Origin of the sequence: Streptomyces oryzae (assembly GCF_017676365.1) — a bacterium.
GTDB lineage: Bacteria > Actinomycetota > Actinomycetes > Streptomycetales > Streptomycetaceae > Streptomyces > Streptomyces oryzae.
On sequence record NZ_JADKMA010000012.1, the window covers coordinates 32,354 to 46,140 of the forward strand.

At 72.6% G+C, this 13,787-nt stretch carries 10 protein-coding genes; 8 read left to right on the plus strand and 2 right to left on the minus strand.

Translation table 11 applies throughout. The features are described from left to right. Positions 1 to 43 precede the first annotated feature (43 nt). Positions 44 to 436, plus strand: coding sequence for a cupin domain-containing protein (locus tag ITI46_RS04275; protein ID WP_209238015.1), 393 nt, complete (start codon positions 44 to 46; stop codon positions 434 to 436). A gap of 22 nt (positions 437 to 458) precedes the next feature. Here the strand turns inward: ITI46_RS04275 and ITI46_RS04280 are convergent, their stop codons facing one another. Together ITI46_RS04280 and ITI46_RS04285 are read right to left on the minus strand one after the other, a co-directional pair. Further along, a complete protein-coding gene (locus ITI46_RS04280; RefSeq protein WP_372451842.1) occupies positions 459 to 1,685 on the minus strand; it encodes a PucR family transcriptional regulator in 1,227 nt (408 codons plus the stop codon). Between the two features lie 2 nt (positions 1,686 to 1,687). After that, positions 1,688 to 2,110 carry a hypothetical protein gene (locus ITI46_RS04285; protein WP_209238043.1) on the minus strand — a complete coding sequence of 141 codons (423 nt, stop codon included), beginning with the start codon at positions 2,108 to 2,110 and terminating at the stop codon, positions 1,688 to 1,690. A gap of 311 nt (positions 2,111 to 2,421) precedes the next feature. On the opposite strand from ITI46_RS04285, the gene pgfA reads away from it, so the two are divergent. The 7 genes from pgfA (at position 2,422) to ITI46_RS04320 (ending at position 13,786) form a co-directional block, all read left to right on the plus strand. Next, positions 2,422 to 3,405, plus strand: a complete 984-nt coding sequence (pgfA, locus tag ITI46_RS04290) for a cell envelope lipid trafficking protein PgfA (protein WP_209238016.1) — start codon at positions 2,422 to 2,424, stop codon at positions 3,403 to 3,405. 385 nt (positions 3,406 to 3,790) lie between these two features. Next, a complete protein-coding gene (locus ITI46_RS04295) occupies positions 3,791 to 5,095 on the plus strand; it encodes a glycosyltransferase family 4 protein (RefSeq protein ID WP_209238017.1) in 1,305 nt (434 codons plus the stop codon). A 7-nt stretch (positions 5,096 to 5,102) separates the two neighbouring features. Next, positions 5,103 to 5,831, plus strand: a complete 729-nt coding sequence (locus ITI46_RS04300) for a class I SAM-dependent methyltransferase (RefSeq protein ID WP_209238018.1) — start codon at positions 5,103 to 5,105, stop codon at positions 5,829 to 5,831. Next, the gene (locus ITI46_RS04305; RefSeq protein WP_209238019.1) at positions 5,828 to 10,240 is read left to right on the plus strand and encodes an alpha-(1->3)-arabinofuranosyltransferase domain-containing protein; all 4,413 of its coding nucleotides are present in this window, start codon (positions 5,828 to 5,830) and stop codon (positions 10,238 to 10,240) included. Before ITI46_RS04300 ends, ITI46_RS04305 begins: the two co-directional genes overlap by 4 nt. 398 nt (positions 10,241 to 10,638) lie before the next feature. After that, positions 10,639 to 11,979 (plus strand): condensation protein, encoded by a 1,341-nt coding sequence (locus ITI46_RS04310; RefSeq protein WP_307808055.1) that lies wholly within the window; start codon positions 10,639 to 10,641, stop codon positions 11,977 to 11,979. Then, the gene (locus ITI46_RS04315) at positions 11,976 to 12,776 is read left to right on the plus strand and encodes a class I SAM-dependent methyltransferase (RefSeq protein WP_209238020.1); all 801 of its coding nucleotides are present in this window, start codon (positions 11,976 to 11,978) and stop codon (positions 12,774 to 12,776) included. The genes ITI46_RS04310 and ITI46_RS04315 overlap by 4 nt, the downstream gene beginning before the upstream one ends. Then, on the plus strand, positions 12,776 to 13,786 hold the full coding sequence (locus tag ITI46_RS04320; protein WP_209238021.1) for a DMT family transporter: 1,011 nt from the start codon (positions 12,776 to 12,778) through the stop codon (positions 13,784 to 13,786). Before ITI46_RS04315 ends, ITI46_RS04320 begins: the two co-directional genes overlap by 1 nt. Position 13,787: the final 1 nt, after the last annotated feature.

Sequence of the window (13,787 nt, forward strand, 5' to 3'; positions counted from 1 at the left end):
TGGAAGCACGATCACGTACACCGTACTTGATGAGGGGGCGGCCATGACCGCGGTAGATCTGTTCTCGTCCATGTTCCGGCTCGGGCCGGCCGGGGATGCCTGTGCCGAGGAGCGCCGGATGTCGCCCGATCTCGACGGGTGGACGGTGATGACCCTGCATGTCGAGGAGGACGCGGACGCTCACCCCGAGTCATGGGAGCAGCACACGGACGGCGAAGAGGTGCTGTGCGTGCTGACCGGCGCGGTGCGGGTCTACTTCCGCAGGGAGGACGACCCCCAGGACCCGGAGGGAGAACTGGCCGCCCGGCTCACCCCGGGCACGGCCTGTGTGATACCGAGAGGCCGCTGGCACCGTACGACGATCGAGGAGCCGAGCGACATCATGGCGTTCTCGCGAATCGCCGGTACGCAGATGGAGCGACGGGCCGGATGGTGAGCGGGCGGTAGGGGCGCAGGCGCTAAGGCGGGCCCAGCTCGCCGCGCAACCGCATCGTGCGCAGCACCAGTTCGAGCTCGAAGCGGCTGTCGGGGTCGTCGATCTCGTCGCCCCACAGCTCGCGGATCTGGCGCAGCCGGTAGCGCACCGTCTGCGGATGCACGCCGAGGCGCCCCGCCACCTCCGGTGCGCCGCCGCGGGTCTCCAGCCAGGCCAGCAGCGTCTCGGCCAGCCGGCGGCTGTGCGCGGGACCGCAGGACTCCAGCGGCGCGAGCCTGCGCCGGGTCAGCCCGGCGATCAGTTCCTCGGGCGGCAGCAGCACCAGTGCCTCGGTGTGCTCCGTGCAGTGGAGCAACTCCCCGCCCGGCAGCAGGCCTCGCTCCATCAGTCCGACGGCGGACTGGGCCCAGCGCAGTGACTTGGCGGCCTCGGCCAGCGGCACGGGAGGTCCCACGGCGCCGGACCAGCCCGCGGTGGCACGGCGCAGCAGCTCAGGTCTGCCGGGCGACTCCGGCTCGGGCACCACCATGCGGGGCTGTTCGCACTCCATGTCGAGAAGGACCTCGTCGCCCACGGCGGGCGGTACGGCCGAGCGGGCGGGACGCACCAGGACGGCGACGGCGACGGTCTGCGGCACCCGCCAGCCGATGCGGGCGGCGCGGTCGGCGAGCAGGTCGGCGCGGTCTGCTCCGCCGCGCGGCGGATGGTCGGACAGCAGCAGATCCAGCAGCCGCCGCTGGAGCCGCAGCCGCTCCCCGGCCTGCCGTGCCGCCGCCTCCGCGTAGCCCCGCACGGACTCGGCCACCAGCCCGTCGAGGTACTGGAAGCCGGACTCGGCCAGCTCGTACATCGCAGGTGGCGGGATCTCCATCTGGGTGCCGATCTCGGCGAACCGGCGCCAGGCCAGCCGGATGCCGAGCCGGTAGATGGCCTGCAACGAGTCGAGACTGCGTCCGTGGAGGACCTCGCCCCGGCCGAACTCCTGGAAGACCTGCGGCGGCACGTGCGGGGCCTCCAGCCCGGTGGCCAGGTTCTCCACGAAGTGCTCCAGCGCGCGCCGGATGCCGATGAGCGCCATCGGTTCGCCCGAGTCGTCCAGCACCAGGGGCAGGGCAGGGTACTCCCGGCGGATGCCCGCGAGGATGTCCTGGGCGAGCACGGGCACCTCGGCCATGGCGCGCTCGGCGAACTGCCGTACGCGCAGCGGTGGTACGTCCTGCCAGGCCGAGCGGACGGGCGCGGACGTCACCGTCACTCCCCCGGCGCGGCGGCGGAGCCCGAGGGCCCGGCCCCGTCCCGGGTTCCGCCCCGGGGCCCGCGCTGGGCGCTGTCCGGAGCGCCGTCTTCGGCACCGTTCGCGGAGTCCGGGGTCGCCGAACGCGCGGTGGTGCCGGGTGCGTTGTCCGCGGGCTCCTCCGCGTCCCTGGCGGAGCCGGGGCTGGAGGCCGGGTCGGAGGCGGGGCTCTTGGACGGGCCCGCCGCTCCGCTGGGCGAGGCGGACGGCAGCGCGGACCCGAGGCCGGGGATCTCGTCCGGCGACGAATGGAAGTGCACCAGCGGCACGTTGGGCTGCTCGGGGGTGGCGGCGAGGGCGGCGACGATGCCGAGGCCCGCGCCGACGGCTAGACCGGCGGCGACCACGCAGGTGAGCGCGGCGGCGAGGAGTCTGTGCATGGCGGAGGCGAACCTCTCTTCGTCGGTGCCGTGGTGGCCGTATCCGCCGTGCTGTGGCGCGCGGCGGTTCGGTGCTACGGCCCCGCCCCAGGAGCCAACCCCTTGTGAGTTGCTGAGTGTCGGTGGGCATTGACTCCGTGTCAAGGGACGGCCTACGGTTTCCGGCCCATACGGACCGTCCGGACGAACCGACCGTTCCCTTCACGTGGTTGGGCGGCCCGTCCTCGAACGTGCACTTCCCCGTCGTAGCGCCGCACCTGCCGCAGGGCCACCCTGCGTGCGGGCCGAGACCACCTTCGGAGTGCCCCGTCATGCGCCGTACCGCATCGCCTCTCGCCCTGATTCTGCTGGGCCTCGGCGTCTTCCTGCTCGTGCTCTCGCCGATGCTCGCCTGGTACGTCGAACCGCGGGCCAAGCGCACCCCCACCGACGTGAACATCACCTCGGTCTTCACCGGCAAGGGCAAGTACTTCGACCAGCAGGAACTCAAGACCAAGAGCGGCCAGAAGCTCACCGTCACCCGGCGTGTGCTGGGCGATGTCGCGGCCAGTGAGAAGAGCGGGCGGGCCGTGTGGAACGTCTCGCAGGCCATCGACAACCCCAAGACCCGCAAGCTGGACGACCCGCGCAAGTCGTTCCAGTGGACGACCGAGCGTCTGGTGACCGACCGCAAGAACAACCGGCCGGTCAACTGCTGCCGCTCCAAGCCGAAGGACATCGCCGGAGAGGCGTATCTGAAGTGGCCCTTCGACGTGGAGAAGCGCGACTACGCCTGGTGGGACAGCAGCCTGGGCGCGACCGTTCCGCTGCACTACAAGGGCGAGGCGAAGGTGCGCGGCCACCAGGGGCTGCGCTTCTCCGGCACGGTGCGGCCCACCCGGGCCGGAACGCGGCAGGTTCCCGGCGTGCTGGTGGACCGTCCCGACAGCGGGCAGGTCAATGCCGAGGAGTGGTACTCGAACTCGGGCCTGGACTTCATTGTCGACCAGCGCACCGGCCGCATCCTCTACGCCGCGACCGGGCCGAAGCTCGTCCTGCGCGCACCCGGCGGCAAGGCCGACAAGGTGACGCTGCTGCAGAGCGACAAGCTGGCGTTCACCAAGAAGACCCAGCAGGAGGCCGTGGACCTGGCCAGGGACGACAACTCCCGGCTGCGGCTGGTCGGCAGCGTCGCCCCGGTCGGCACAGCGTCGGCCGGCGGAGTGTGTGCTGCGGCCGGTGCCGTGCTGGTCGTCAGGGGCCGCCCCGCTCCCGCCCGTGCCCGGCACGCCCCCGCTCACCCGGCAGAGGGGTGACGGGGGCATGTGCGTGTCCGTGCGCGCGGCGAACTCGGCTCCTGCTGTGCACTGATGGTTGAACACGCGACAGAGCGCGAAGTGATGAAGCCTCAGGCGCATTCCGGAGCAAAATTGTCACTCCGGTGAGTAGCCACCCGCGAACGCTGCGGCGAACACTGAGCCTCCAACGCGCACCGCCCCGCAACAACCCCCGCGCACGGCCCCCGCAAAGCCTTCGCACCGCCTTCGCACGGCATGAGCCCCCTCTGCAACGCGCACCGCACCCGCAATGGCTCCACCGCAAGGCACGGCCCCACCCCGGAAAGCCGCACCGACAAGCCCCCGCCGAAGCGGCCCCCACCGCTTCGGTCCCTACCGCACCCTGAGACGAGTTGGAGCACCGATGCCCCAGCACGTACGACCCTCCCTGGTCCCCCCACACGACCAGCACGCCGCCCTCGCGCCTGCCGCCACCGCCGGGCAGGACTCCGCCCCGCGCAGGCAGCGTCCGGCCGATCCAGGGTCCCCCCGCCGCATCGTCTTTCTGGCGCGGCGGGATCTCGGCAATCCGGCCGCGGGCGGCTCCGAGCTGCTGATCGACCGGATCGCCGAGGGACTCACCCACCATGGCCACCAAGTCACCCTGTTGTGCGGTGGCCCTGCCGCCTATCGCGACTACCGCGTCGTGTCGGCCGGCGGTGACGCCACACACTTCCTGCGTGCCCGCAGCGCCTTCGCCCGGCAGGTGGGCGACTGCGACCTGCTGGTGGAGGTGTGCAACGGCATGCCCTACCTCGCGCCCCTGTGGTACCGGGGGCCGACGCTCTGCTTCGTCAATCATGTGCACACCGACCTGTGGGGCATGCGCTACCCGGCTCCCGCAGCACGGCTGGGCCGGCAGCTCGAGCACTGGGCGCTGGCGCGCAACCACCGGCGCAATCTGAAGGTCGCCGTCTCCGGATCGACCGCGCGGGCACTGACCGGGATCGGGGTGCCCGAGGAAGAGATCCGCATCGTGCACAACGGTGTCGAGGAGCCCGGCCCGCCGCATCCCAAGGCGGCCGAGCCGCTGTTCCTGGCGATGGGACGGCTGGTGGAGTACAAGCGGGTCGATCTGCTGCTGCGCCTGTGGGAGCGGGTCAGGCCGGTCACCGGGGGCCGGCTGGTCATCGTCGGTGACGGCCCGGAACGGCCGGCGCTGGAGGCCATGGCCGGCCCTGGCGTCACGTTCACCGGGCACATCAGCGAAGGTGAAAAGCACCGACTGCTGTGCCGTTCCTGGTTACTGCTGCACCCCTCTCTGGTGGAGGGGTGGGGGCTGGTCGTCATGGAGGCGGCGGCACGCGGCACCCCGGCGATCGGTTTCGACATCCCCGGGCTGCGCGACTCCGTCGAGGACGGGGTGACCGGGCTGCTGGCGCGCGGGGAGAGTTCGTTCGCGGCGCACTGGTGCGCGCTCGCGCTGTCGGCGGAACGGCGGCTGGCACTGGGCCGCGCGGCAGAGCGCAGGGCGGCCCAGTTCCGCTGGGCACAGACGGTGCGCGGCTTCCGGGCCGTCGCTGCAGAGGCGTACGCGCGCGCAGCCGGCAGCCCGGCTGCAGGCGGCAATCCGGCTGCTGGCGGCACCCCGGCGCCGCCCGTCCCTGGGTGCGGCGAGGTGGACGGCGCCTCCCGTACCGGTCCGCGCCCTGTTCCCGTAGGGCGGTGATAGGGCCGTGCGGGACCCCTCCATCAGACGATCCGTCGCACTCTTCCGTGCGTTTCTGCGCGAGCAGTCCGACCCCGAGTTCTGCTACGGCCTCCTCGCGCGGGACGCGGTGCGACAGGTGGAGCGTTACGTCCCGCTGGAGGGCCGCACTGTCGTGGACGTCGGCGGCGGCAGCGGGCACTTCACCGAGGAGTTCCGCCGCCGGGGAGCGCACTGCTTCCTGTTCGAGCCGGACCCGGAGGAGCTGCACGCGGGCGGGCGGGAGCCCGAAGGCGCGGTGCTGGCCGACGGTTATCTGCTGCCACTGGCCGACGGAGTGGCGGACGTGTGCTTCTCCTCCAATGTGCTCGAGCACGTGGCCGATCCACAGACCTTCCTGTCCGAGATGGTCCGGGTGACCCGCCACGGCGGGCTGATCTATGTGTCGTTCACCAACTGGTACTCCCCCTGGGGCGGCCACGAGACGGCGCCCTGGCACTACTTGGGGGCCGAACGCGCCCGCTCCCGCTACCGGCGCCGTACCGGCCGCCCCGCCAAGCACACCCTCGGCGAGAACCTGTTCGCCGTGCACATCGGGCCGACTCTCCGTCACGTGCGCGCCCGGGACGACGTGGAGATCGTCGCTGCCCGCTCCCGCTACTGGCCGTTCCTGGCGGGCGCGATCACCCGTGTACCCGGAGTGCGCGAGTTCGCCACCTGGAACCTCCTCCTCATCCTCCGGCGGTGTCCCTCATGACCACGACCGTCCAGGCACCACCCCAGACCCCGGCTCCTTCCGCGCGGCCCGTTCCTCCCCCGGAGGGGCCCAGGAGCCGACGCTGGCTGTTCGGCTTCTGGGCAGTCGTCCTGGTCGCCTTCCTGGCCAAGTCGCCGGGGAAGATGACGTTCGAGACCAAGCTGGGCGTGGCTGCCGACCCCTGGCAGTTCCTGGGCGACCTGGGGCAGTTGTGGCACGACCGCGGCGGCTTCGGCGGAATCGCCGACCAGTACGCCGGCTACCTCTTCCCGGCACTGCCGTACTACGGGCTGACCGATCTGCTCCAGATACCGACCTGGCTGGCCGAGCGGCTGTGGATGTCGCTGATCGTCTCGGCGGCGTTCTGGGGCGCCCTGCGGCTGGCCGAGCGGCTCGGCGTGGGCAACGGCGCCACCAGGCTGCTCGCCGCTGTGGTGTACGCGCTGTGGCCCACCTACACCATCGTCATCGGCTCCACCTCGGCCGCCGCGCTGCCGGGCGCCGTACTGCCGTGGGTGCTGCTGCCGCTGACCTCAGCCCTGGTGGCGCCCCGTGTCGCGGCGGCCCGCTCGGCGCTGGCGATCCCCTTCATGGGAGGCGTGAACGCCGCCTCCACGCTGGCTGCGCTGCTGCCCGCGCTGCTGTACGTCGCCACCCGCACCGGACGCACCCGCCGCACCCTGCTGGCCTGGTGGCTGCCGGGCGTCATGCTGGCCACTATCTGGTGGTGGGTGCCGCTGCTGCTGCTCGGCACGTACGGCGAGGACTTCATGCCGTACGTGGAGAACGCCCGGACCACCACAGGCACCATGTCGGCCACCGAGATGCTGCGCGGCGGCGGCAACTGGACGGCCTATCTGCACTTCGGGGAGGCCTGGCTGCCGGCCGGCTGGACGGTGGCGGCCGACTGGCTCGCCATCCTGGGCGGTGCTTTCGCCGCAGCGCTGGGGCTGGCCGGGCTGGCACGCCGCGACCTGCCGGAGCGGCGCTGGCTGGTGCTGACGGCTGTGACCGTCAGCGGCGTCATGCTCGCCGGTTACGCGGGCGCGCTGGGCGCGCCGTTCGCCGAGCAGGTCCAGGACTGGCTGGACGGCCGGCTGCGCCCGTTCCGCAACATCTACAAGTTCCAGCCGGGCCTCGCACTGGCGCTCGTCTTCGGGCTCGCCCACCTGCTCGCCGTCGCCGCCAGGACCCGCGGCACCAGGGCGCTGCCGGGCCGCGGACTGGTGCTGTGGGTGGCGACGCTGGCGGTGCTGCCCGGGCTGTGTCTGCCGTACGTCAACGGGGACGTCCTCCAGCCTGGCGCCTTCGGCAAGCTGCCCAAGCACTGGCAGCAGACGGCCGACTGGCTGGAGAAACACAGCCCGCACACCCGCGCCTACGTCACCCCCGCGACGGCGCACGGCATCTACACCTGGGGCTCTCCCATCGACCAGCCGCTGGACGTGCTCGCCAAGTCCCCCTGGGCACAGCGCGACTATGTGCCGTTCGGCACCCCGGGCAACCGCAGGGCGACCGACGCGGTGGAGCAGGCCCTGATGAGCGGCGGCGAGGTCCCCGGGCTGGCCGACTTCCTGGCCCGCGCGGGTCTCTACAACGTCGTCGTACGCAACGACCTCGACCCCGACCAGGTGGGCTACGTACCGCCGCAGACCGTCAAGCGCACCCTGGAGGCGTCCGGCTACCGGAAGGTGAAGGGTTTCGGGCCGACCCTGACCGGGGGCCGTATCCCCGAGGGAACGCCCGTACAGGTCGCCGGTTTCTATCCGCGCCAGCGGGCCGTGGAGATCTACCAGCCGACCGGTACGGCGCGCCCGCAGCGGGCCGCGCTCAAGCCCATCTCGCAGACGGCACAGGTCAGCGGCGGCCCCGAGGCGCTGCTGCCGCTGGCGGGCGACGACCGGATCAAGGGCAGGCCGACCGTGCTGACCGGGGACAACCATCCCGGCCTGGGCACCCCGTCGCTGCAGGTCAAGGGCGACGGGCTGCGGCGCGCCGACACCCGGTTCGGGCTGGTGAACACCAACACCTCGTACACCTACACCGCCGGCGAACGGAACCATCCGGACAGCCTCCAGCAGCCCGGAGAGAAGCCGAAGCAGATCCTGCCGGCCAAGGGCACCCGGCACCAGACGACGTCCGTGCTGCGCGGTGCGAAGTCCGTGACGGCCTCCAGCAGCGGCAACTGGCTCTTCCACCTGCCGCAGTACGAGCCCGTGGGCGCCTTCGACGGCAACCCGGACACCGCGTGGGCGGAGGGCTCGGCAGGTGAGCCCGAAGGCCAGTGGATCAAGGCGGAGTTCCGGAAGCGGGTGGACATCCCCCGCACGATCGAGGTGACGCCGCTGCCCGGTGACGCGACCCGCGCGGCACCCACCCGGGTGCGGGTGGAGACCGAGAACGGCAGCACCTCCGGTTTTCTGCGTCCTACAGGGGAACGGCAGCAGATCAAGGCACCGCAGGGCACGTCCCGCTGGCTGAAGCTGACCATCACCGAGGCGCAGCCGCCGCGCGCCGGACTGTCGGGCGCCGGCTTCGCCGAAATCAGCATCCCTGGGGTGCAGGTGACCCGACTGCTGAAGCTCCCGGCAGACGCCGATGGTGACGGTGCGGACAGTGAGCTGGTTTCGCTGCACCGGGGCGACGATCCCGGCGGCCTCTCCCCCGTCTCCGCCGAGGTGGGGCTGCACCGCAAATTCACCACTGCTGCGAGCTCCGACTACGGCATAAGGGCACGAGCACTGCCCGTACCGGGCGGCGAACTCGACCGGCTGCTGGACGAGGCGGCCCCCGGATCGCGCGACCGGATCACCGCATCGGTGGACTCGACTGCCAGAACCGGTACCGCGTTGAGCGCACGCAATCTGGTGGACGGAAATCTCTCCACAGCGTGGATCGCCGGTGACAAGCCGACCATCCGCCTCAAGTGGCCCGAGAAGCGGGAGATCGGCGAAATCGTGCTCGCCCCGGCCGGCGGCATCTCGGCGGCCGCCAAGGAAGTGCGGATCAGCTCACCGGACGGAGCGACGACAGCCGGGGTCGACAAGTTCGGCCAGGCGCGCTTCGAGTCGATCGAGACGGACCAGATGACGCTCACCGTCACCAAAACGAAGCCACTGACGGTGCACAATCCCCTCGCCGACCGGCAGCTCCAGCTTCCGGTCGGGCTCAACGAGGTCTATCTGCCCGCACTGGACGACTTCCGGGTGCCGGCACCCGATCCGGACCAGAAGTTCGAACTCCCCTGTGGCAAAGGCCCGATGCTCGCCGTGGACGGCACCCTGCACGCCACCGAGGCCGCCGGGAAAGTCCGCGACCTGACCGAGCGCCGCCCCATCGATGTGCGCCTGTGCGCCGGTGAGGCGGAGGACGGCAGCCTGGAACTGGACGCCGGCGGCCACACCGTGGAAGCCGGTGACACCGGCCCACTGGCCATCACCGACGTCACCCTGGGCAGCGGCGACGAGGGCACGGCAGGCGCCGAAGGCGCGTCCGGTGCCGGTTCCGGGCAGCGTCCTGCCGACCGTAAGAGCGTCGCCCGCGACTGGGCGGGCGACGAACGCGCTGTCGAGGTGGGCGACGGACCAGCCGCCTACCTGCAGACGTACGAGAACGCCAACGACGGCTGGAGGGCCACCCTCAACGGCAAACAGCTGCGCCCGCTGCGGCTCGACGGCTGGCAGCAGGGCTTCCTCGTGCCCGCCGGAGAGACGGGCACGGTCAAGCTCGAGTACCAGCCCGCCACTTGGTACAAGGCCGGGCTGATCGCGGGCGGACTGGGCATCGTCGCACTGCTGTGCCTGGCCTTCATCGGTATGCGGCGCGGTACGCCGCTGGGCGCCGGGGATGAACGGGATCCGGTGCCGCCGCCCGGCCCGGTACTCGGCACGGTGGCGCTCACCCTGGTGGTCGCGCTGGTCGCGGGCCCGTATGCGCTGGTCGTCCCGGCGCTGGCGGTGGCCGCCCGGCTCCGGCCCGGCGTGCTGGCACCGGTGGCGCTGGTGGCCATGGCGGGTGCCGGAGTGGTCGCCGCGCTCGGTGCCGGGTCAGCGCTCGCGGACGGGCAGGGGGCCTTCGGACACGTGGCACAGGCTCTGGCCCTGCTGGCGCTGGCGGCCGCACTGGTGACGCTGCCCGCGCGGCAGCAGGAGCCCGCCATCGCAGCGGAGCCGGGGCCGTGGGGGCCCGAGGCGGGACCGGAGCCACCGGACGCGCCGACCGCGCAGCAGCCGAAGCCGGAGCAGCCTCCGCAGCCGTCCTCGCCGTACGCCGCGGAGGCCGCGACGGCGCCCCTGCCGCCCGTGCCGCCCGCACCGCACCGCGGACCCGTCCAGAGCCCGCCCGATGAGCAGCCCGGCCCGCACCAGGCCCGGCGGCACCCGCACGAAGGGGAGGAACCCGCCCCATGACACCACCGCACAAGGGCCCGGGCAGCACACCCGCACAGGAAGCCGCCCACGGCGCTACGGCCGGCCCGCAGGACGAGGCACCCGAGCGGGCGGTCGTATCGGCCGGGTCGGCGCCACAGGTGAGCTCCCCCCGTGCGCACGACAGTCGGGCAGGAACGGAGAGCAAAGTCGGCGCCGCGAACCGGGGCGAGGCGCCCGGCGCGGGAGGCACTGCGCCCCGCGCGGGAGTCACGGCGCCCGGCGCGGGAGTCACCAAATCCGGCGCGGGAGTCACCGAATCCGGCGCAGAAGCCCCAGCACCCGGCCCTGGAGTCACCTCACCCGGCGCAGGCGCCCCCGCAGCCGGCGCAGGGGTCCCCGCATCCGCCGGTCAGGAGCGCCGCATTCCGTTCCCCACAGTGGACGAGATAACCCGGCACTGTCTGGACGACGACGAGCCGGAGACGGTGCATGTGGAGATCCATCTGCCCGCGCGGCCCGACCCCGACCGGCTGCGGGCCGCGTTCGCCGAGGCGATGCGGCGGCATCCGCGCATCCTGCTGCGGCAGGCGCCCAACCGCTGGTGGCGGCGCCGGTACGCGTGGGTGCTGACCGGGGAGCCGGACCGGGACCCGGTCTCCTTCCCGGGCGGCACCCTGGAGGAGGCGCGGCAGCGGGCCCTGACGGAGTGCCCGCCACTGGACGCCTCGCCGCCGTTCCGCGCGGAGGTGATCGAGCACGGCGACGGATGCGTGCTCCTGGTGACGATCAACCACACGGCGCTCGACGGCCCGGCGTGCTTGCGGGTGGTGGCGACAGCGGCCGAGCTGTACGGGGGCGCGGACAACTCCCCCGCGCCGCCGCCCGTGAGAGCGCCCGCCGAGCAGCGCGATGCGGACCTGCAGTCCGTATCGGGCGGACGGCTGTGGCCGCGTCCGGCCCGTATCGCCGCAGACACCCGCCATCCGGGAACGCCCCGCAACGGCATGCTGATCGCCGACCTCCCGGTGCCCGCCCGGCCGCCGCGCGCTCCCGGAGAGCAGGCTCCGTACACCGTCAACGACCAACTGCTGGTCGCCACCTGGCTGATGGTGGCCCGCTGGAACAGCGCACACCAGAAGCGCGTTCGGCCCGTGCGGATCACCATGCCGGTGGACGACCGGCCCCGCACCGCCGATATGCCCATCGGGAACGGCACCCGGCTGGTGGAGGTCACCTTCGGCGCACAGGAACGAGAACTGCACCAGGCACTGACGGCGCACGGCCCGGCCGACCGGAAGGAAATAGAGCGACTGCTGCGCACGACGGCCGCCCGTACCCGCGCCCTCAAGTCCGCCGACCGTCCCCAACTGGGCTTCAGCGGCGACCTGCTGACCGCTCCGCTGCTGCCCGTGGGAGTGCGCGCAGCAGTGATCCGTACGCTGCGCAGGGCGGCAGGACCGTGGGCGTCCACCACGCTGCTGTCCAACATCGGCCGGGTTCCCTACCCGCTGGACTTCGGTGACGCTGGACGTGCCGGCGCTGTCTGGTTCTCTGCCCCGGCCCGGATGCCGCGCGGGCTGTCCGTGACGACCGTCTCGACAGGCGGGCGGCTCCAGTTGGCGCTGCGCTGGTCGCACGCCCGGCTGGACGACAGTGCGGGGGACCGCCTCGGCGCGCTGTTCGCCGAGGCGCTGGCCGCCACCTCGTACGCCCCCCAGGAGCAGGTGCCCGAGGTCCCGCAGCGAGCGGCAGGACCGGACGAGGAGCCCTCGGCATGAGCGGTGCCACCAGCAGCCTCCAGGAGCTCTACGAGGACCCGGCGACCCCGGTCGCCTCCGGACCCGACCGGGCGCGCCGCCAGGCGGCGTTACTGGCGCGGGCCCTGGGCGCCACCCCGGCCACGGTCCTGGACATCGGCTGTGGCGACGGCACTGCGGCGGCCGTCGCGGCGCGTGCGCTGCCCGGGCACCGTCTGGTGGGCGTCGACTGGTCGCAGGACGCGCTGCGCCGCGCCTCGGCGCGTCTGACGGCCGTACGGGGCGAGCTCTCGGCGCCCGGCCTGCCGTTCGCCACCGGGTCGGCCGACGCGGTGCTCTTCTCGGAGGTGATCGAGCACCTCGTCGACCCGGACGCCGCGCTGGACGAACTGCACCGGGTGCTGCGTCCGGGCGGGCATCTGCTGCTGTCCACACCGAACCTGGCCGCCTGGTACAACCGCGCACTGCTGCTGCTGGGCACCCAGCCGGTGTTCTCCGAGGTGTCGCTGCGCGGTATCCACGGCCGCCCCGGGTCGCAAGTGGTGGGTCACCTGCGGCTGTTCACGGCGCGTGCGCTGCGCTCGATGCTGCCCGCGGCCGGTTTCCGCGTCGTACGGGTCACCGGGGCGCCGTACCACGATGTGCCCCGCCCGCTGCGCCCGCTGGACCGCGCCGCCTGTCATCTGCCGTCCCTGGCCTCCATCCTGCTGGTGCACGCGCGCGCGGTGCCGCGGCAGGGCGGGAGGCCACGGCAGGACGGGAGGCCCCGGCAGGGCGCGGCGCCGCACCGTGAGCCGCCCGCGGAGGAGGGCAGCTGATGCTCTGGGGCGTCGCGGCGGCACTGCTGGCCAACCTGCTGTTCAGCGCGGGCTTCGTCATCGAGAAGCGGGCGCTGTCCGCGCTGCCGCCGCTGTCCGCCGGGCACCCGGCACGGCTCGTTGTGCATCTGCTGCGCAGCCCGCTGTGGATCGCGGGGGCCGCCTCGCTGCTGCTCGGCTTCGCCGCACAGCTCACCGTCTACCGCACGCTCCCTCTCGTCGCGGCCCAAGGGCTGTTCGTCACCGGTCTGGTGATGCTCCTGCTGCTGTCGGCCCTCTTCCTCGGCGAGCGGTCCAGCGGGCGCGAGCGGCAGGGAATGCTGGCCATTCTGGCGGCACTGCTGATGATTGTCTTCTCGCTGCACAACAGCTCCGAGACGATCAGCAAGCTGGCGCCCGTGCCCCTGCTGCTCGGCATCTGTCTGCCCTCACTGGCGCTGGGTCTCGCGCTGTTCCTGTCTGCCGAGCGGCGCTCCCGACGGCGCCACCGGCTGCCCACTGCAGGTGTGCCCTACGGGGTGGCGGTGGGGTTCCTGTACGGGGTCAGCTCGCTGGCCATCAAGGGCGTCGCCGGACTGCTGGACCCAGGTGACCTGGGCAGCACTCTGGTGGCCCTGCTCAGCTCGCCGTATCCGTACCTCCTGGCGTTCACCGGATCGACGGGGCTGGTGCTGTCGCAGACAGCGCTGCAGCGGTGCCGCGCCTCACTGGTCGTACCGGTGTGCACCACAGTGAACTTCCTCTACGCCACAGTCAGCGGCACCGTCGCCTTCGCCGAGCCACTGCCCGAGCAGCCGCTGCGGCTCGCGCTGCGGCTGGGCGGTGCCGCACTCGCCGTCTGCGTCCTGGTCACCCTGCCCCGCCACGAACCGGACCCGGGGTCCGGAGCCGGGGACGCAGACCACGAGCCCGTACCCGAGCCCGTGCCGAAGAGTCTCCCGCCCGCTGGGCGCCCACTGTCGGCGACGCTGCCGCCCGGGCGCCCGGAAGAGCCCCCGGAAAGGCAGTGAC